Source organism: Aliidongia sp. (assembly GCF_035943795.1).
Lineage (GTDB): Bacteria > Pseudomonadota > Alphaproteobacteria > ATCC43930 > CGMCC-115725 > Aliidongia.
Window position 1 is genome coordinate 103,882 of sequence record NZ_DASZBY010000100.1, and the last position, 20,420, is coordinate 124,301.

Genomic DNA, 20,420 nt, shown 5'->3' on the forward strand with positions numbered 1-20,420 from the left:
GACCTCCGGGGTGGTTCGTGGGACAACGCGTTCAGCGGATCGGGGTCGATGGCGAAACCCGCAGCGGCAATGGGTGGGGCGAAGTCAACGAGCGTGCGCCTGCACGATCGGTTCGACATCCTGAACGACGTGCCGCTGAACGATCTGCGCTCGGGCGGCACCGGCGCGTTCGCGGTCGAGGATCTGCGCTCGGCCGGGGCGAGCTTTTTCGCCCTGATCGCCGATCCCGCCTTGCCGCCGCGTGCCCAGGCCCTGACGGCACTCCGGATCATGAAGCATCCGGCGGTCCTGACGCCGATCGATTTCGGCCCGGTCGACTGGGCCCCGGCCGATCGGCGGTGCCTGGCCTTGATCTGCGAACGCCCGGCCGGCGGGCGACTGGTCTCCAGCAACGATCAGGTCATCACCCCCTGGTCGGACGACGACGTGCTGCACCGGCTGATCCAGCCGCTGTTTCCCGGCCTGAAGGCGCTCGCCACGGAAAACATCGCCCATCGGGCGATCAGGCCGACCAACATCCTGTTCCGCGATCCGGCACGCCGACAGGCGATCCTGGGCGAGTGTTTCACGGCGCCGACGGGCTTCGACCAGCCGCTGGCCTACGAGACGATCGAGAACGCGATGACGATGCCGGGCGGTCGCGGCGTGGGCACGGCGGCCGACGATCTCTACTCCCTGGGCGTCACGATCCTCTATCTGATGCTCGGCCGCACGCCCGGCGGTCCGCTGACCGACGAACAACTGATCGACGAGAAGATCCGGCGCGGTTCCTACGCGGCGCTCAGCGGTGAGCTGCGCCTTTCCGGATCGCTGCTCGAGCTGTTGCGCGGCCTGCTGGTCGACGATCCGTCCGATCGCTGGACCGTACGCGAGATGGACATGTGGCTGCAGGGCCGCCGCATGTCGCCCAAATCCCCGGCCGGCAGCCCGCGGGCGGTCCGCCCGCTCGAGCTGGGCAAGGAACAGATCTTCACCGCGCGCGGGGCCGGCCGGATGCTGGTGCGCCAGGGCGATCAGGCGGTTCACCTGATCCGCGGCCATCATCTGGAGGTCTGGCTGCAGCGGACGCTCGCCTACAAGCCGACGACGGATGCCTTCGCGCTCGCCATGGCCGACGCCGACGATACGGCCGGCACCGCCGGCGTTCACGACGCCCGGCTGATCGCCCGGGTCGTGATGGCGCTCGACCCGAGCGGACCGATCCGCTATCGCGACGTCGCCGTGACGCCGGAAGGGCTTGGCTGCGTGCTGGCCTTGACGCTGACCCGGCAGAAGGACGTGAGGCCGCTGATCGAGATCGTGATGGGCCGCCTGCCGCAATTCTGGATCCGGTGCCAGCCCATCCCGAAGTCCGATCACCCGGTCATGTCGATCGAATTCGACCGCATGCGCCGCATGCTCGACGATCATCGCCCGGGCCTGGGCCTGGAGCGGCTGGTCTATGACGCCAACCCCATGCTCCATTGCCTGTCGCCGCTGATCGAACGGGACTATGTCGATCAGGCCAGCGACCTGTTGCCGGCGCTGGAACAGGCGGTGCTCGACGGCAAGATCGAGAGCCTGGCGGTCGACCGGCACATTGCCGCCTTCGTCGCCAACCGGTCGAAGAACCTGGACGACCAGGTGCTGACCGCGCTCGGCCAGCCGGATGCCGCCACGCGTCTTTTGGGCCAGATCTATCTGCTGGCGTTTCTGCAGGCCCAGTCCGGGCCGCCCAGCGTGCCGGCGCTGACCCAACTGCTCGGCAGGCAGGCGACGCCGGTGATCGAGCGCTACCGCAGCCGACCGACCCGCGACCGCCTGGATTCGCACCTCGCGGCCGTCCTCGCCGAGGGCAGCCTGGTGAAGCTGGTCCATTTTCTCGATAGTCTGGAAGAGCGTCAGCACGATGCACAACGCTTCACCCTGGCGCGTCGGCAATTCGGCCGGGCGTCGGCCGGGCTGCACGCGATCGAGACCGAACGGCTGCGGCTGCCCGAGACGTCGACCGAGCTGGGCGGTGTCATCGCCGCGGCGGTCTCGACGGTCGTCGGCGTCATCGCCGTCGCGATGAGCCTGTTCCATTTCGGCATGCTGTAGCGTCGGGCATGGCGAAACCCCCCGCGATCCGTCCGCAACGCGCCCTGGCGCGCCCCCGCTCCGGCGCTGCCGTCAAGGCAGTACGCCGCCCGGTCCGCAAGCCGGTCGCGCCCAAGAAAGTCGGGACCGTCCGGCTGTTCTTCCTGGGGCTCGTGATCATCGGCCTGGCGACTTTCGCAGCGCCAACCTGCGTGCTGCTGCTGGTCGGCATGGTGCCGAGCATCGTCGCCTACGTGGTCGACCGCAATGAACGGCCGATGCTGGCCTTTACGGTCGCACCGCTCAATCTCGCCGGCCTGATGCATTATCTGCTCAGGCTGTGGACCGGCGGCGACACCATGCCGGCCGCCGTCCACATGCTGACAGACGTCTATGTGTGGCTCGTCATCTATCTGTCGGCGGGTGCCGGCTGGTTGCTGTTCCTAGGCATGCCTACGATCGTCGCGATCACCATCGGCCGCTCGCTCAACAGCCGCAAGGCCAAGCTCGACAGTCTCCAAGCCAGGCTCCGGGCGGATTGGGGCACGGAAGTCGCCGGCACCCAGGATTGAAATAAACGCAGGGCAGCTTCTCGCGGATCATTGCATGGCCATAGTCGAAGCCGGTATGATCGTACCGGCTGTGGCAGAGCGCCGCATATTTTGAGAGTGAAAGGCGCGGATGTCGGTCCTGCCGCAGACGAATCCCGGTATGTCGGCCACGTCCGGGGCGACAGTGCGGCTGAAAGACCGCTTCGATATTCAGTATGACGAGCCGCTGGCCGGATTTCGTTCGCCATCGGCGCCGGCCTTCGCGGCCCGGGATACGAAGGCCCAAGGCAGCCGCCATTTCGCCCTGATCTGCGATCCGAAGATGCCGCCGCGCATGGAAGCGGTGCGCAAGCTCCAGCTGTTGAAGAGCTACGGCGTGCTGACGCCGGTCGAAGTCGGCGCGGTCGATTGGGCGCCGGCCAACCGGCGCATGTTCGCCATGGTGTTCGAACAGCCGCTCGGCGACCGGCTGGCGGGGCCGGGCGAAAACGTGATCGAGCCATGGAGCGAGGAAGCGCTCGTCGCCCATATCGTGGCACCGATCATTCAGACCCTGATCGACCTGGAGCGCGAAGGCCTGCCCCATCGCGGCATCCGGCCCGGCAACATCTTCTTTCGCGACGCGAACCGGCGGGTCGCCATGCTCGGTGACTGCGTGACGGCGCCGCCCGGCCTCTATCAATCGGTCGTCTACGAAACGATCGAGGGCGCGATGGCCCAGTCCCACGCCCGGGGTGCCGGGTCGCCGACCCAGGATCTCTATGCCCTGGGCGTGATGGTCCTGCATCTGCTGTTCGGCAAGATGCCGGGCGCCGGCGTCAGCGAAGAGAAGATCGTCGAGGACAAGATCAAGCGTGGTTCGTTCTTCACCCTGGTGAACGAACAGCGGGTGCCGACCGGGATCGGCGAGCTGGTTCGCGGCCTGCTGATCGACGAGCCGCAGGGCCGCTGGCGGCTGGGCGACGTCCAGATGTGGCTCGACGGCCGCCGCATGACCGCCAAACTGGTCCCGCAGCCGGCCCGCGCCCAGCGCGCCTTCGAGCTCGAGGGCGAGGAATGCATGACGGCGCGGCACGTGGCGCTCGCCCTCGACATGATGCAGCCCGAGCCGGCCGGCCGGGTGCTGCGCGGCCAGAGTTTCGAGCAATGGATCACCCGGACCCTCGGCGACAAGCAGGTGGTCGAGGCGATCAATACGGCGTTCGCGACGCGCAACGATTCGACGGCCGGACCGGCCGGCCAGAATGCGCAACTGGTCAGCCGCATGCTGATGGCGCTCGATCCCGCGGCACCGATCCGGTACCGCGACGCGTCGACCGCGGTCGACGGGATCGGCGCGCTCCTGGCGGTGACCATGCTGAACGGCGGGGATCTGCTGCTGCCGGCCGAACTGCTGCAGGCGCGTCTGCCGCAGTTCTGGTGCCTGCGCCAGGGGTCGGCGAAGGGCGAGGACCAGGCGACGATCCGCTTCTTCGACAAGATGCTGCGCCATCTGGAGGACAAGCGGCCGGGCTACGGCATCGAACGGGTCGCGTACGAGATGATGCCGGGATTGCACTGCCTTTCGCCCTTCATCGAGCAGCGCTACGTCGATCGTACGCCCGATCTCCTGGCCGCGATCGAATTCGGGGTCCAGGCCAAGACGATCGACATCTGGCCCGTCGACCGCCATATCGCGGCTTTCATCGCCGTCCATGAGATGGATGTCGACGACGGGCTGTTGTACGCGCTCGTCCAGGCCGATCCTGCGACCCGCATCCTGGGAAACCTGCGGCTGTTGGCCTTTCTGCAGGAAAATTACGGGCCCCAGCTGGTGCCGGCACTGATCGGGCTGTTCGCCCACCAGGCGAAGCCGGTGATCGAGCGGTTCAAGAGCCGCTACACCCGGACGCGCCTGCAGAACGGGCTGTCGGCGGTGCTGAAGGAAAACAATCTCCGCAAGCTGGCCGACTATCTCGACAGTGCCGACGAGCAGCGCAAGGACGCCCAGCGCTTCCAGCGCGCCCGGCTGGAGTTCCAGCAGATGGTCAAGCAGCTGGAAAAATGCGAGCGGCAGACCGAGGAACTGAACTCGACCGCCAAGGTCGCCGGCCACTCGGTCGCGGTGAAGATCGCCAGCCTGATCTCGAGCGCGATCGTCGCCGTGACCCTGTTCGCCATGGGGGTGATCTGACATGGCCCGGCCACCGGCACCCCGCCCCGGCGCCAAACCCGCGCCGCCGCGCAACAGCGGTCGCGAAGGCCTGCACAGCGTCGAGGTGCAGCGGCGCGCGCCGGCTCCGGGGAACGGCAAGAAGGTTACTTTGGCGTTGGCCGTCGTGGTCATGCTGGTGCTGGCCCTGTTCGAGCGGCCGATCTGCCTGTTGATGACCCTGGCGCTGGTGCCGACCATGGTCGCCTGGCTGATTGACGACACACCGGGGCAATCGCTGATCCGTACCGTGGCGCCGCTCAATTTCGCGAGCTCCCTGCCCTTCGCGATCAAGCTCTGGCACGAGAACAACTCGTTGGACCAGGTGTTCACGTTCCTGTCGACCGGCTATACCTGGGTAGCGCTCTATGGCGCGGCGCTGTTCGGCTGGATGCTGTATTATCTGGCGCCGGCGGTGATCACCACCGTGGTCCAGCGCCGGATCGAACGCGCCCGGGAAACGGCCATCGAGCGTCAACAGGCGCTCAAGGACGAATGGGGCGACGAGGTCGAGACCTGAGATTCAAGTTTTGTTAAACCGTCGATGATTTCATCCGCCGGCTCTTGGACAAGCTCATTTCTACAATGCAGCAGACGTCAGCTCGGAATGGGATGAATGCCGGGAACTACCAAGAAGAAGCCGCACCTGCTCTACATCGACTGCCTGCGCGGGTATGCGATCCTGATGGTCATCGCCTGCCATCTGACCTACGAATTTCCCGACCTGCCGTATCCGGTGAAAATCGTCACCACCAGCGGGTGGTTCGGCGTCCAGTTGTTCTTTCTGGCGAGCGCCGTGACGCTGCTCATGTCCTGGCATTCGGAAGCGGCACGCGGCGTCCTCGACGTCCGGGCCTTTTTCATTCGACGGTTCTTTCGAATCGCCCCTGCCTATTATGCTGCCGGCATCCTGTATTTCTTCGCCTTCCCGCCCGAGGAATTCAGCGTGGCGCAGATCGCGAGAACGGCCACGTTCGTCAATGCCTTGTCTCCGGCATGGCTGACCGCACCGGACGCCTGGTCCGTCGTTCCGGGCGGTTGGAGCATCAGCGTCGAATTCACGTTCTATCTGCTGTTCCCGATCTTCGCGACGGTCGTTGATAGTTTCCGGCGCTCCCTGCTCGCTCTCGCGCTTTGCGTCGGCGTCGGGACCGGTGTCAACCTCGCGGCGCTCGCCATCCTGTCCCCGCACTATCCGGCCGCGACGATCAGCAACTTCCTGTTCTTCTGGTTCCCGAACGAGGCCGCGGTCTTTGCCTTGGGGGGCGTCGTATTCTTCGCGCTGCGTGCCTTGCAGGTCCGTGGCGATCTTCATGCCGTCCTGGCACGGTGGAGCACGGCGCTGGCCCTCGTCTCGATCCTGGCGTTCTGCACCCTGGCATACCTGCCGCTCGGACATTTCATGGGGGACCGTCCGCCGATCCCGGCCGGTCAGGCCGTGAGCCTGCCCTTGGCGGGACTGGTCCTGGCCCTGTCGGCCAATCGGAGCCTGCTCGTCAGCCGCCCGGTCGCGGCGATGGGCAAGGTCAGCTTCAGCGCCTACCTGCTGCATTTCTTCGTGTTGGAGATCTTCCGGGCCTTTCCCGGCACGCTGCACACCCAGGTGCCCGGGGTGGCGGCGATCGCCGCCTATGCGGTCGGCTTCGCGGTGACCGTCCTGCTCACCTTCGCGGCCTCTTGGGTCAGCTACGAGACCATCGAAGCCCCGATGATCCGGGTCGGGCGTCGCCTGATCGATGCCATGCAACGCGGCAGTGCAACGCCGAAGCCGGAAACCGGAGTACTCTGAGGTCCGTCGGCGACGGGCTCAGTTGGCGCTGAGCAGCCGCTGGCCCATGGCGGCCGACTTGATCGCCTTCTGCAGCTTTTCGAAGGCCCGGACCTCGATCTGGCGCACGCGCTCACGCGAGATGTTGTATTTGCGCGAAAGATCCTCGAGCGTCACCGGCTCGTCGCGCAGGCGCCGTTCGGTCAGGATGTGACGCTCGCGGTCGTTCAGAGTCTTCATGGCGTTCTTCAGCAGGTCGCGGCGCAATCCCAGTTCCTGCCGGTCGCCCAGCTTGGCTTCCTGGCTCTCTTCCTGGTCGACCAGCCAATCCTGCCACTCGCCCTCGCCATCGACGCGCAGCGGCGCGTTCAGCGAATGGTCGGGGCTGGCCAGGCGCCGGTTCATGTTGACCACGTCGCTCTCCGGCACTTCGAGCTTCGTCGCGATCGTGGTCACGATTTCCGGCGGCAGGTCGCCGTCCTCGATCGCCTGCAATTGGCCCTTGAGCTTGCGCAGGTTGAAGAACAGCTTCTTCTGGGCCGCCGTCGTGCCCATCTTCACCAGCGACCAGCTGTGCAGGATATATTCCTGGATCGCGGCGCGGATCCACCACATGGCATAGGTCGCGAGCCGGAAGCCACGGTCCGGATCGAACCGCTTGACCGCCTGCATCATGCCGACGTTGCCCTCGGAAACGAGCTCCGACAGGGGTAGACCGTAGCCGCGATAGCCCATCGCGATCTTGGCGACCAGCCGCAGATGGCTCGTCACCAGCGTCTGGGCGGCGGCCGGGTCTTCGTGCTCCTGCCAGCGCTTGGCCAGCATGAATTCCTGCTCGGGTTCGAGCATGGGGAACTTGCGAATTTCTTGCAGATACCGCGACAGGTTGCCGTCGGCGCTGAGGCTCGGAAGATTGCCACCAGCCATCTCGTCACTCCATATCTCGGGCCGACGCGCCTCCTTCCGCCGAAAATCGGCGGCTGGATTCCCCCGTCGTTTGAGCCCGAATGTCCAAAACACTAGGACGTGTTTTGGAAACTGTCCAGTTTTGAATCATTCCAGAATGGCTACCAGCTCTGCGAGATCTGCGGGCAGCGCGCTCTTGAAACTCAAATGTTCGCCGGTGGTCGGATGCTCGAAGCCCAGGAGCCAGGCATGCAGGGCCTGGCGGGGGAATTGGCTGGCTGCGGTCGCTGCGGCCGGGTCGAGGCCCTTGAGACGGCCGGACCGAAGCCGTCCATAGGTCTGGTCGCCGATCAGCGGATGGCCGATCTCCGTCATGTGAACGCGTATCTGGTGGGTTCGTCCCGTCGCCAGGCGACATTCAACCAGGGCGGCAGCAAGGCCGAGCGGCCGCACCACTTTGTAGCGGGTCAGTGCCGGTTTGCCGGCGGCGACGACCGCCATCTTCTTGCGGTTTGTCGAACTGCGGCCGATCGGCCCATCGATCTCGCCCTCGCGCGGGTTCGGCATGCCCCAGACCACGGCCCAGTAGGCGCGCTCGATCGTGCGCGCGGCAAAGTCGGCGGATAGGGCGACATGGGCGCGTTCGCTCTTGGCCACCACCATCAGCCCGCTGGTGTCCTTGTCCAGCCGATGGACGATGCCCGGCCGCTTGACCCCGCCGATGCCGGTCAGCCCATCGCCGCAATGGGCGAGCAGCGCATTGACCAGCGTATGGTCCAGATTGCCGGCGGCGGGATGGACGACCAGCCCGACCGGCTTGTCGAGCACCAGCAGTTCGGCATCCTCATAGACGATGACCAGGTCCATCGCCTGGGGCAGGGGGCGGTCGTCGACCGGCGGCGGCGGCCGGAGCAGCAGGCGCTGGCCCGGTTTGACCCTCATGGACGGGTTCGTTATGGTCGCGCCGTCGACCGTCAGCCGGCCATCCTCGATCAGCGCCTTCAGGCGCGAGCGCGAGAGGTCGGCCAGCCGCTCCGCCAACAGGCGGTCGACCCGCTGCCCGGCATCTTCGGTCTCGACGGTGATATCGGCCGATTGGTCGGCCGGGGGCGCGGAATTTTCGTTCATGCGGGGCAGGGTGGACCGAACTCATGCGTTGGCTCAAGGCCGCTGTCATTATCATGGGCATCATGATCGTCGCGATGCTCGTCACCATCGTGGTGACGATCTTCCGGCGCATGACGGCGGCGAAACCGGCGGAGGTGCCGGCGACGATCGGTGCGCCCGCCGTGCCCGGCCGCCAAGACGTCGGCCCGCTGTCAGTCGACGTCGCACTGCCGCCCGGCGCCGTGCTCAAGGACGTGACCGGCGCCGAGGGACGGCTGGTGCTGCATCTCGTCGCGCCTGACGGGCACGAGAGCCTGATGCTGCTCGATCCCGCGACCGGTAAGGTCACGCTGACCATCGCCCTTCATCCGGTACCCTGACCCCCGGGAGCATTCCATGAATTTCGCCAGCGACAATACGGCAGGCATCTCGCCCGAAATCCTCGCGGCCATCGCCGACGCCAACGAGGGCGCGGCCGCCTCCTACGGGGCCGACCCGATTACCGCGCGGCTCGAGGCCAAGCTCGCCGAAATCTTCGAGCACGAGGTCGCGGTCTTCCCGGTCGCGACCGGCACCGCCGCCAATGCACTGGCCCTCGCGGCCGTGACGCCGCCCTGGGGCGCCGTGCTGTGCCATCCGCTGGCCCACATCACGTGCGACGAGGCGAACGCGCCGGAATTCTACACCGGCGGCGCCAAGCTCGTTTCGGTGCCCGGTGCGGACGGCAAGCTCGTCGCCGACGACCTCGCGGCGCTGCTGCCGGGCGATCTCGGCAACGTGCACCATGCCCAGCCGGCGGCCGTCAGCCTGACCCAGGCGACCGAATGCGGGACGGTCTATCGCCCCGCCGAAATCGCTGCGATCGCCGACGTGGCTCATCGCCACGGCCTGGCCGTCCACATGGACGGCGCGCGCTTCGCCAATGCGATGGTGCATCTGGACGCGAGCCCGGCCGAGCTCACCTGGCGGGCCGGCGTCGACGTGCTGTCGCTCGGCGCCACCAAGAACGGCGCGCTCGGAGCCGAGGCGATCGTCTTCTTCGACGTGCAACGCGGACGGGAGCTGGCGTTCCGTCGTAAGCGTGCCGGGCATCTGTTTTCCAAGATGCGTTTCCTGTCGGCGCAGCTGGACGCCTATGTGACGAACGACCTGTGGCGTCGCAACGCCCGCCATGCCAATGCGGCGGCGACGCAGTTGGCCGGGGGGTTGAGCGTCCTGCCCGGCGTGTCGCTGCGCCATCCGGTCGAGGCGAACGAACTGTTCGTGGAGATGCCGGAAGCGATGATCGTCGGTTTGTTCGCGGCGGGGGGGCAGTTCTATCGTTGGCAGGGGGCCGCCAGCACCTGCGTTCGCCTGGTGACGGCCTGGAACACCGCTGCATCAGACGTGGCAACCTTCGTTGACGCGGCGAGTCGCCTGGCAGCGCACTGATACGCGCCCTGCGAATCCCACGCCAAGGCCCCTAAAAAACCATAAAAAAACCGGCAGAAAACCCAGGAAAGCCGCAACGCCGCAGCCATGCGTCAAAAACATATTCGAGCCTACGAATTTCACTTGCATCACGGCGTCGATGGCGTATTTACACCCTTGTTCGACGCACTCGCACGTGCCTATGGCCCTTCGTGGTTATGCAACGACGTAACGCGTCCTTTTTGGCAGAACCGGTCTAGTGGACCGGTCCCGAGAGGGAAGTCGGTATGTTTGCTAACTATGGCAGGGCCGTATGGTCCTGGTCCGCTCCGCGGAACGAAAACCTATTGGACGGCATTCTAGCCGACAGTAGTCGAAGTTCGTGCTGAGGCGGTTTCACAAAAAAACCGCAGAATAAATCACAGCCTTTGACCGTTAGGTCTCTGGTGGGTTTTCCACTTCCTTTGTCCTGGTGAAGTATCCAGGCTCGAAGAGGGGTGCGTCTACATGCTCAAGGTTCGCTCCCGCGTTGCGGTCGGCCCGCTTCGTCGTCCCGTCATTACCCCCATTCCGCTGTCGTCGGTCGACGCTCTCGTCGACGAACTGCGCCCGGCCGAGCCGATGCTGGCCATCCGTCCGCGCACCCTGCGCCGGACGGCGGAGCGCTTCGTCACGAGCTTTCCGGGTGACGTGCTCTATGCCGTCAAATGCAACCCGGAACCGACCGTGCTGCGTGCGCTGTGGCGCGGGGGCGTGCGCCATTTCGACTGCGCTTCGCTGCAGGAAATCCGCACGGTGCGCTCGCTGTTCGCCGATGCGCAGATCCACTACATGCATCCGATCAAGATGCCGGCGGCGATCCGCCAGGCGTACGAGGAATTCGGCGTGCGCGATTTCTCGGTCGACTCGGCCGAGGAGATCGAGAAGGTCGTGGCTGCCACCGATGGCGCCGGCGATCTGGGCATCTATGTCCGGCTGGCGATGCCGAAGGGCCAGACGGTCTATGACCTGTCGGGCAAGTTCGGTGCCGATGCCGCCGAAATGCCCGCCCTGTTGCGCCAGGCGCGGGATGCCGCCAAGGTCCTGGGCGTCTGTTTCCATGTCGGCTCGCAATGCATGGATCCGGCCGTGTACGAGCGGGCGCTCGACCTCGCAGGCCAGGTGATCGCTGCGGCCGGCGTCGCGATCGACGGCATCGACGTCGGCGGTGGTTTTCCGGTCAGCTATCCCGACGTCACCCCGCCGGAACTCGGCCTTTACTTCGAGGCGATCCGGCGCGGCTTCGCCAAGCTCGACCTGCCTGCCGGCACCCGGCTGTGGTGCGAGCCCGGCCGGGCTCTGGTCGCGGCCGGCGCGTCGCTGGTCGTCCAGGTCGAGGCCCGCCGCGGCGACGTGCTCTATATCAACGACGGGGTCTACGGCAGCCTGTCGGATGCCGGCGTGCCGAAATGGCGCTTTCCGGCCCGCCTCGCCCGCAGGGCCGATGGCTCGGCGGTCGATGCCGATGCCGCGACCACCGCTTTCGCCTTCTACGGCCCGACCTGCGACAGCGCCGATTTCATGCAAGGCCCGTTCTACCTGCCGTCCGACGTCAAGACGGGCGACTGGATCGAACTGGGGCAGCTGGGCGCCTATGGCGCCTGCCTGCGCACCGCGTTCAACGGCTTCGATCGGACCCTCATGACCGAGGTCCGCGACGAGCCGATGCTCTCCACACCCGGCCACTTGGATGGCCAAGGCGCGACCGTCGGCAATCCGGCGCTCATCACCGCCTTGGCCTGAAGACGAGCCATTTCGAAACACCCCGGGGATCCCGATGGATTTGACGGTGGCGCACTCAGCAGGGGCGCTACCGATGAAGGAACGACTGCCATGACCGCCAAGATTGCCCGCTTCCTCGAAGACACCCAGCCGCCGACCCCTTGCCTGGTCGTCGATCTCGACATCGTCGAGGAAAGCTATCGGACGCTGCACGCGGTTCTGCCGCTTGCGCGCATCTTCTACGCGGTCAAGGCCAACCCGGCGGCCCCGATCCTCGATCGGCTGAACGCGGCCGGGTCGAGCTTCGACACGGCCAGCCGCGGCGAGATCGAGATGGTGCTGCAGGCTGGCGCCACGCCGGACCGGATCTCGTTCGGCAACACGATCAAGAAGCAGCGCGACATCGCCTTCGCCTATGAAAAGGGTGTGCGCCTGTTCGCGTTCGACAGCGCGCCCGAACTGGAAAAGATCGCGGTCGCGGCGCCAGGCGCCAAGGTGTTCTGCCGAATCCTGGTCGAGTGCGAAGGGGCCGAATGGCCGCTGTCGAAGAAGTTCGGCTGCTCGCCCGAAATGGCGGTCGAGCTGCTGTCCCAGGCGCGCGAGCTCGGTCTCGATCCCTACGGTGTCTCGTTCCATGTCGGCTCTCAGCAGACCAACCTCGGGCAATGGGACTCGGCCGTCGGCCGCGCTGCCGCGATGTTCTCGGTGCTGGCCGAACGCGAGATCGCGCTCAAGATGGTCAACCTGGGCGGCGGCTTTCCGGCGCATTACCGCGCGGGCGTCGAGCCGATCGAGCGCTATGCCGACACGGTCATGACCGCGATCACCAAGCATTTTGGCAACGACCTGCCCGAGATCATCATCGAGCCCGGTCGCTCGATGGTCGGCGACGCCGGCATCATCCAGAGCGAAGTCGTGCTGATCTCGACCAAGGAAATCGGCGACGAGAAGCGCTGGGTCTATCTCGACATCGGCAAGTTCGGCGGCCTGGCCGAGACGATGGACGAGGCGATCAAGTACAATCTGCGCACCCCGCACGACGGCAAGGAAGGCGGCCCCGTCGTGCTGGCCGGCCCGACCTGCGACAGCGCCGACATCCTGTACGAGAAGACCGAATACCTGATGCCGCTCTCGCTGCAGATCGGCGACAAGGTCGAGATCCTGTCAACCGGCGCCTACACGTCGACCTACTCGGCCGTCTGCTTCAACGGCTTCGAGCCGCTCAGGACCTACTGCGTCTGAACGATCCGGGACGGCGGGCAGGGAGTGGAATTTCCGCTCCTTGTCCGCCGTAGGGTTTTGCGGCTCGTTCCGCTATCCCGCAGAGCATCGATCGGCCTCCTCGATTACGACCAAGCTGAACCCCTCTGCCACACCAGGCTTTCTCGAAGCTCCGCCCCCCCAATCCTGATGACCGGCCACGTCTTCCGGGGGACCGCAAAGTGCCAGGCTTTCCTGGGCCTGATTCTCTCCAGATGCTTGTTTCTTTCGATGCACCGCAGGCAATCTAGCCATGAGCCTGCGACGTACAGCGCGTGAGGCTCGCGCTCGGAGAAACATCGCATGGTTGCCTCTTTCGCGCTGGGCTTCGACAGGAAAACGATCGCGGCGCTGCCGACGCCCATCGCGATTCCGGTGCAGCAGTTGGCCGAAGCTGCGCGAGCGTGCGGGAAAAATGCCAACGGTTCTCTCAACGTCTTGTGGCACGCGTGCGACACGGTCGAGTCGATCCTGCGGTTGCTGGTGTTCATTTCGATCGCCGAGCTCCACCAGCAGAAGAGGCTCGACGCGGTGGCAGGCGAACTGGCCCGTGCGATGGACCGGCCCACGCTGGGGCAATGGCGCAGGCTGCTCGGCACGCTGGCCAGTCAATTAAGCGTCGATACCATGCTGCCTGAATTGAAGGCGCAATCCGATGCGGGCTGGCCCTTGGAAAGCTTCTTCAGCGGCGCCCGGGGAGCGGCGGGCGCCCACGACGACCCGTTGCAGTCGTTCCTGGCCCTGCGCAACCGGCTGGCGCATGGCGCCGGTCTCGCGCACGGCTCCGCCGCCGATCTGCTGAGCAGATGGACGGAGCGCATCAACCATTTCCTCCACGAAAACCTTTGGATGTGCGAGTTGTCGTTCGTCGGTCGCGACGTCGAAGGGCGCCTGTGCGAATTGCGCGGATTGGTGCCACGACCGCTGCCGGACGGACATCGGCATGCGTGGCCCGGCGGCGACATGATGATGGTGACGCGGGGCGCGCGTGAACTGCAGGTTTGGCCGATGGTCTGCTATGGCCTGCCGCGGCTGACGGAGCATTCGGCGACCAAGCCTGCGATCCAGCTGTATGCGCGCCGCAGCGCGATCGACACGTTGCAATACACCCCGCTCGATACCGACGAAGCCTACTGGAGCTTCGGGGACGAGCGTGCCACCCGCGTGCTGGATGACATTCTGAAGCGCAAGGAACTCGCTGCCGCGGCGGAGCGGGCGGTCGGGGCGGCCGATAGGTTTGCCGACGAACTGCGCCGGGACGGCAAGCAGATGATCGGGCGCGAGAACGAGTTGCGCCATCTGTGGGAGGCGTTGGAGAACCATCGCGGCGACCTGCTTTGGCTCGATGGCGAGCCAGGCAGCGGCAAGTCGACGTTGATGGCCAAGCTGGCCACGAAATTGCGGGATGAGGCCGACGAGGCGGTCGGCGAGAACCGCCCACGGGTGCTGCCGTTTCGTTTCAAGGTCGGCGACGGGCGGTGCTCGGCACAGATGTTCTTTCAGCTGATCGAGCAGGCGATCGCGCCCGCATTGGCCCTGACTGCGCATCGCGCCTACAGCGTGACCAGCACGGCCGAGGCGTTGAGGGCCGCGGTCGCCGGCGGCACCGACTGCGTGCTCGTCTTGGACGGCCTGGACGAAATCGATTCGGTGGAACAGGGCTTCGTCGCCGACGTGTGCCTGCGCCTGGTGGGCGAGCTGAAGCCCGCGCGCCTGGACGCCGGCGCCGGGCGGGTCACCTGGATCTGCGCCGGCCGCAGGCAGCTGACCCCGCGCATGCTGCAGGGCGGCGCCATAAGGCTGTTCGAGCATGGATTGCCGGGCATGAGCGAGCAGGACATCCGCGCCATGCTGCTGGATCGTGTCGGCAAGGCTCGCGCGCACCTGCTGAAACATGATCGCGTCACGAGCCGCAAGCTCGACCAGATCGCCGTCTCGCCGGCCCTCGTACAGGCGTTGGACAGGGAACAGATCCCTGATGAAATCCTCGCGATCTGCAGGCCGAGATCTGGCGCCGACGCCCTGTCGCCCCTGCAGCACCGGCCGCGCGTGCTCGCCATCGCACCGGGTCGGAAATGGCTGATCGACGACAATGACGGCCATCAGATGTTCTTCGTCGATCTCGATCGCGGGAAATCCACCCTGAAAGTGCACGCGGATCAGGTCGACAGTCCCTACATCCACGAGATCGCCGGCCGGTCGAAAGGGCTGCCGATCTACGTGCGGTGCGTCATCAACGACATCCTCGCCGGCGGCGACAGCGCCAGTTTCGAGGCCTACAAACTGCCGGTCTCGCTGGAGGCGTTCTATCAGAAACTGATCGAGCGCAGCCGCATCGGCGATGTCGCGACATTGCTGACGCCGATGATCGGCCTGATTGCCGTGGCGCGGGATTCGATCAGCAACGAGCAACTCGAAACCCGTGCGCGCGAACATCTGCATTACCTGAGGCATCAGGATGCGACGCACGATGTGGAAAAGGCTCTGGTTCATCTCTCGCCGATGCTGCGTCCATCGCAGGACCGCCGCAAAGTGCCGGGCTACACGATCTATCATAAGTCGTTTCGCGACTATCTGGATCCACCCGCCGCCCAGTCGACGCCCAAGGCAGAGGTGCGGTTCGCTCGCAGCGACGACGTCAAGACATCGATCTTCAGCGCCAAGCGATGGCTTTGCGACAAGTGCAGCGAGGCTGCCGAGCAGGGGATCGCCCACGCCGGCTCATTTGCCGACTATGTGGCGCACAATGGCATCGATCATCTCCTTGAGATCGACCGCCTCGACCCGGACTATAACGGCATCGCGCGGGCGCTGCGTCTCTATGAGACGTTGGCGGAAGGGACCGAGCTCGATCGCCACGACCTGCAGCCGGTCGCCCTTACGGTCATGGCCAAACGGATCGCCGACGCCGTAAACGGTTTGGTGGACCAGATGGGCGGCGACCAGGAGCCGGCGGTGCGGGAGCGGGCGCGTCAGCGCGCGGCGGCGCTGCCAATCGACGGTCTTCTCGTGCTCAATCACGCGATCTACGAGACCGCGACCCGCCAGGGCGCCATTCGCGTGCTGGCTGAATTGCATACGGACATCTGGGACAGCCTGCGGCCCAAGCTTCACTCGCTCTACGACATGGTGCTGCGCGTCGACACCGGAGAGGTCCTGGCGGAACTCTGGAAACACGCCGGCCCCGAAGAGCGGGGCAATCGTTTCGACCAGCTCCTGACGATGGCCGCGGATTCCCGCCTCGAAGAACGAGAAGTTGCAGGCTACGCCCTCTCGCAGATCTTCCTGGAAGCACCCGAGACGATCGAAGGCAATCTCGACGTCGTGAAGCAGTGGGCCCGATCCGAAATCAACATCGAGCGCATGATCCTTTGCGAATTGATCCTCGGCCTGGCAGGAGAGCACCCGAAACAGGCATTACAGATACAGGCAGCGCTACCGTCCGGCGACTATCCCGCGTTCTGGCAGCCGATCTGGGATTATCATCGCATCGAACTCGCTGCCTATCGGGTGCAGATGGCAGCGCCGACGGAATGGCCGGCGCTCGCCGCTGCTCGGGACGATGCCTCGCTGGCCGCTTCTGCCGGGGACGCTCAGCAGTTGCAGGGGCAACTGGCGACGCTGCTCACCCGCAAAACCGTGCAGGACCGACCCGCCCTGATCCGCTTGCTTACGGTCGAAGGCTTCGCGGCATTGGGGCACGACGCCAGTCGGATCGGCGAAGGCAAGGCTTTCGCGCAGCTGCGGGCGTTGCTGGATGGTGTCGATCGATCGACCGGACTGGATATTCTCAAAGTACTGACCCGGCATCCGATGTGGCAGGTGTCGGAAGCGGTCGCTTCGGTCATCGAACGTCTGGTCGAAAGCGATATCGAGCACATGTCGATCATCGGCGATCTGTTGAGAGACACCGAAGCTCATTGGCGAGTCTCGTATGCGGCGATCGACGCCGCCTACAACGTCGCGGGCCGCGACGACTATGGTCTGTTCGAGACTGCCATCAAGCTCCATGCAAAAAGCGCCAGCAGCCGTGTCCGCGGGATCTGCGCCGATGATTTCCTGGCTTGGCTCCGCATGGGGGACGGCGCAATGCGTGCGCGGATTCTGAACAACCGGGAATTGTGCGATATTCTGAATGTCTGGGTCGCGGAGGCGCAGGATTGCTGGTTGCTGGAATATGTCTATCTGATCATGCGACTGCTGCATCAGGATCTGAAGCGGGACGTGAAACCGTATCTCTCGGACGTGTCACCATTGCTCGCGGGGGAGCCTCCGTTTTACGAATGCCAGCGCGACGAGCTTCTGCTGCGCATCGAGCGCAACCGGATTGCCCAGCGGGCGTGACTTGCCGCAGGCTCGGAGGCGGATGGTAAGGTCACGGTCGATGACCGGTCGAGGCGAGGGGGCGTGCGCGGATGGCAAACGAACGGGAGCAGGGGGCCGACACGCGGCCGGTTGCGCCGACCGGCCCCAAGGTGGTGGTGGTCGGTGCTGGTCTCGCAGGCCTGATGGCCGCCCGGACTCTCCGGCGCGCCGGCGTGGACGTCACGCTCTATGAAGGGTCCGCCCGGGTTGGTGGCCGGGTTCACTCGGTCGTTGGCCAGCTGGGTCCTGGCCTCGTCACCGAGCTGGGTGGCGAATTCATCGACAGTCGCCATGCCGACATGCTGACGCTTGTGCGCGAGTTCGGCCTGCCGCTGATCGACACCCAGGCGGCGTCGGAGCAGACGCTCGAAGAAACCTATTATTTCGGCGGCCGGCACTGTTCGGAACAGCAGGTCATCGACGAATTCGCGCCGCTGGCCGAGCGTATGCGGACCGATCTGGCGACGCTGTCGTCCGACATCACGGCAGCGTCCCATTCGCCCGCCGATGTTCGGTTCGACCGTCTGTCGATCGCGGAATATCTCGATCGGATCGGTGCCGGCGGCTGGATGCGGCGCCTGCTGGAGGTCGGCTACCTGACCGAGTACGGGGCCGAGGTGGAGGAACAATCCTGCCTCAACCTGCTTACCCTGGTGTCGCTGGACACGTCCGAAGGCTTCAGCATCTTCGGCGACAGCGACGAGCGCTATAAGATCCGTGGCGGCAACCACCAGGTGGCGCATGCCCTGGCGGCTGAACTGGACGGGCGTCTGGAGCTGGAGCATCGGCTGGAGGCGGTGCGCGAAGCCGGCACGGGCTTCCATCTCGACTTCGCCCGCGCCGGTGGCGGTCGGAAGACTGTGGCGGCGGATGTCGTCGTCCTGGCGATGCCTTTTTCCGTGCTGCGCGAAGTCGAGCTGCCGCCCTCGCTGCCACCGCTGAAGCGGCATGCCATCGACACGCTCGGCTATGGCACCAACGAGAAGCTCATCGTCGGTCTGCGCTCGCCGGTCTGGCGCGATCAGGGTCGAGACGGGGGCATGTATTCCGACGCGCCGTTCCAGACCGGGTGGGATGCCGGCCGCCTGCAGGGTGTCGGCGGCGCCTATGCGTTCTTCCTTGGCGGCACCACCGGCGCGCAGTTGACCGCCGCCAACCCCGCCCTCACTGCCGATGCCTGGCTGCGCGCGGCGGATCCGATGTTTCCCGGCATGCAGGATGCCTACAGCGGCGTCAGCATCGCGACCGATTGGCGGGTCGATCCGCTGTTTCGCGGCTCCTATTCCTATTACAAGCCCGGCCAGTGGACCACCGTCGCCGGCTGGCAAGGCACGCCCGTCGGCAACCTCTATTTCGCCGGCGAGCATTGCAGCGCCCAGTCCCAGGGCTACATGAACGGCGCGGTCGAGACGGGCCGCAAGGCGGCCGAGGCCATCATCGCGAAGCTGCACAAGGCGTCATGAGAAAAGGCCGCCGCTCTTTTCGGGAACGGCGGCCAATTTTTCGTGCCGGTTTGGATCGGGTCGGGATCAGCCGCCGTTGGCCGCGATCTTCTGCTTCAGCGTGTTGTTGAGCGCGTCCACGCCGGCCGCACCCCCGCCGCCACGCTCGACGACCGAGCTGAATTCGGCGCGCTGCGTCACCGCCATGCTGAGATTCTCGGCGACGACGTCGCGGATCTTGTAGGCGGCGCCTTGCTTGGAGATCTTCCAGACGATGTTGATCGGCGGGCCGCCGTTCGGCCGGATGATCTGCGAGGCGACCGACGCCCCATCGGGTGTCGTCTGGCTGCCGGCGACCGTGAACTTCTCGCCGGAATATTGGCTGAAGCGGTTGGCATAGACGGCCACGACGTAGGTGCCGAACAGCTTCAGATATTCCTGCTGCTGCGTCGGCGACGCGACGTTCCAATAGCGGCCGAGCACGAACTTGCCGATCTCGGGCACGTCGAAGCCCTCGGTGAACAGCTTGTTGAACGCGGCCTGCCGTTCCTTCTGGCCCAGCTGCTTATTCTGCAGGATCTGGATGGCCTGATCGCCCAGTCCCTGAATGAATGCGCCGGGTTCATCGGCCGCCCGGGCGGGCGTCGCCGATACGGCGATCAGCAGGGCGGCGCCCAGGGCGAGATAGCGGGAGAGATACTTCCACATCGTCAATCAGCCTTCGCTTTTCCATCGGCGGTCGTGGTCGCCGGAGTCGTCTGTGACGCGGTCGGGGTCGCCGTCGGAGCGGGACCCGGATCGTAGGAAACGGATTTCGGCTGCGCCGGGTTCGATGGCGACTTCGCCGCCTCGATATCGGCGTTCCGGCTCTGCCAGTACAGGCTGCGCACCGTCGCATAGAAATCGAGGGAGCTGCGCTTCAACTCGTCGATGTCCTCGATATGGTTCGCCCGCTCGCTGATCAGGCCGACGCCCAGGCGGACGTAATTGCCCTCGCCCATGTCGTGGGCGCGCAATTCGATGCTGACCGGATCGGCATAGCTTTCGAGGCCGTAGGCAATGCCGTCGCGGGGGTTCGACGAATTCAGCAGCGGCAGGACCAGATAGGGGCCGGAGCCGACGCCCCACACCGCCAGCGTCATGCCGAAGTCGGCATCGTGATACGGGATCTTGGCATCGGTACCGACGTCGATCAGGCCGCCCAGGCCGAAGAACGTGTTCATCATGAAGCGACCGAACGTGTCGCCGAACCGCTGGGGATTCCCTTCCAGCAGGTCGTTGGCCATGATGAGCGGGCCCTTGAGGTTGCGCAACACGTTGGAAATGCCGGTCCGCACGACGGTCGGCAGCACCCAGCGATAACCCTCGGCAACCGGCTCGAAGAAATACTTATCGATCGACATGTTGACGTCGAAGATCACCCGATTGACGCTCTCGTACGGGTCGTTCGTATCGTCGGCGGCGTCGGAGGGGCCCGGCGGAGCCGAGGCGCAGGACGCGAGCAGCATCGCGCTCAGCATGAGCGCGGTCGTCGGTGCGGACAGAAGCCGGCGGGAAACCATGGGTCGAGGCTCGCTCTCGGATTTCGGGAGGAAAAAATC

General features: G+C 65.6%; 15 protein-coding genes. 11 read left to right on the plus strand and 4 right to left on the minus strand.

Translation table 11 applies throughout. From position 1 onward, the window contains the following. Positions 1–48 precede the first annotated feature (48 nt). The 5 genes from VGV37_RS19125 to VGV37_RS19145 all read left to right on the plus strand — a co-directional run bounded on the left by VGV37_RS19125 (position 49) and on the right by VGV37_RS19145 (position 6,589). Complete coding sequence (locus VGV37_RS19125) at positions 49–2,079, plus strand: serine/threonine-protein kinase (RefSeq protein ID WP_326881335.1); 2,031 nt, start codon at positions 49–51, stop codon at positions 2,077–2,079. An 8-nt stretch (positions 2,080–2,087) separates the two neighbouring features. Then, positions 2,088–2,630: a hypothetical protein gene (locus VGV37_RS19130; protein WP_326881336.1), complete on the plus strand. Its 543-nt coding sequence runs from the start codon at positions 2,088–2,090 to the stop codon at positions 2,628–2,630. Positions 2,631–2,769: 139 nt separating this feature from the next. Continuing rightward, positions 2,770–4,782 (plus strand): hypothetical protein, encoded by a 2,013-nt coding sequence (locus VGV37_RS19135; RefSeq protein ID WP_326881337.1) that lies wholly within the window; start codon positions 2,770–2,772, stop codon positions 4,780–4,782. Between the two features lies 1 nt (position 4,783). Beyond that, entirely contained in the window at positions 4,784–5,320 is a 537-nt protein-coding gene (locus VGV37_RS19140; RefSeq protein WP_326881338.1) for a hypothetical protein, read from the plus strand. Between the two features lie 96 nt (positions 5,321–5,416). Next, positions 5,417–6,589, plus strand: a complete 1,173-nt coding sequence (locus VGV37_RS19145; protein ID WP_326881339.1) for an acyltransferase — start codon at positions 5,417–5,419, stop codon at positions 6,587–6,589. An 18-nt stretch (positions 6,590–6,607) separates the two neighbouring features. Here VGV37_RS19145 and rpoH read toward each other — a convergent pair whose 3' ends face one another. Continuing rightward, complete coding sequence (gene rpoH, locus VGV37_RS19150) at positions 6,608–7,495, minus strand: RNA polymerase sigma factor RpoH (protein ID WP_326881340.1); 888 nt, start codon at positions 7,493–7,495, stop codon at positions 6,608–6,610. Positions 7,496–7,621: 126 nt separating this feature from the next. After that, on the minus strand, positions 7,622–8,602 hold the full coding sequence (locus VGV37_RS19155; RefSeq protein WP_326881341.1) for an RluA family pseudouridine synthase: 981 nt from the start codon (positions 8,600–8,602) through the stop codon (positions 7,622–7,624). 23 nt (positions 8,603–8,625) lie between these two features. On the opposite strand from VGV37_RS19155, the gene VGV37_RS19160 reads away from it, so the two are divergent. From VGV37_RS19160 to VGV37_RS19185, 6 genes are all read left to right on the plus strand, one after another. Next, positions 8,626–8,961: a hypothetical protein gene (locus VGV37_RS19160; protein ID WP_326881342.1), complete on the plus strand. Its 336-nt coding sequence runs from the start codon at positions 8,626–8,628 to the stop codon at positions 8,959–8,961. Positions 8,962–8,977: 16 nt separating this feature from the next. Further along, positions 8,978–10,012: a low specificity L-threonine aldolase gene (locus VGV37_RS19165; protein ID WP_326881343.1), complete on the plus strand. Its 1,035-nt coding sequence runs from the start codon at positions 8,978–8,980 to the stop codon at positions 10,010–10,012. Positions 10,013–10,498: 486 nt separating this feature from the next. Continuing rightward, on the plus strand, positions 10,499–11,773 hold the full coding sequence (locus tag VGV37_RS19170) for a type III PLP-dependent enzyme (protein WP_326881344.1): 1,275 nt from the start codon (positions 10,499–10,501) through the stop codon (positions 11,771–11,773). A 90-nt stretch (positions 11,774–11,863) separates the two neighbouring features. After that, positions 11,864–12,994 carry a type III PLP-dependent enzyme gene (locus VGV37_RS19175; protein ID WP_326881345.1) on the plus strand — a complete coding sequence of 377 codons (1,131 nt, stop codon included), beginning with the start codon at positions 11,864–11,866 and terminating at the stop codon, positions 12,992–12,994. 321 nt (positions 12,995–13,315) lie between these two features. Continuing rightward, on the plus strand, positions 13,316–17,356 hold the full coding sequence (locus VGV37_RS19180; RefSeq protein ID WP_326881346.1) for an ATP-binding protein: 4,041 nt from the start codon (positions 13,316–13,318) through the stop codon (positions 17,354–17,356). A 71-nt stretch (positions 17,357–17,427) separates the two neighbouring features. After that, the gene (locus VGV37_RS19185; RefSeq protein WP_326881347.1) at positions 17,428–18,840 is read left to right on the plus strand and encodes an NAD(P)/FAD-dependent oxidoreductase; all 1,413 of its coding nucleotides are present in this window, start codon (positions 17,428–17,430) and stop codon (positions 18,838–18,840) included. 66 nt (positions 18,841–18,906) lie between these two features. On the opposite strand, the gene VGV37_RS19190 is transcribed toward VGV37_RS19185, so the two are convergent. Together VGV37_RS19190 and VGV37_RS19195 are read right to left on the minus strand one after the other, a co-directional pair. Beyond that, positions 18,907–19,527: an ABC transporter substrate-binding protein gene (locus VGV37_RS19190; protein WP_326881421.1), complete on the minus strand. Its 621-nt coding sequence runs from the start codon at positions 19,525–19,527 to the stop codon at positions 18,907–18,909. A gap of 2 nt (positions 19,528–19,529) precedes the next feature. Further along, complete coding sequence (locus VGV37_RS19195; RefSeq protein WP_326881348.1) at positions 19,530–20,339, minus strand: VacJ family lipoprotein; 810 nt, start codon at positions 20,337–20,339, stop codon at positions 19,530–19,532. Between the last annotated feature and the right edge of the window lie 81 nt (positions 20,340–20,420).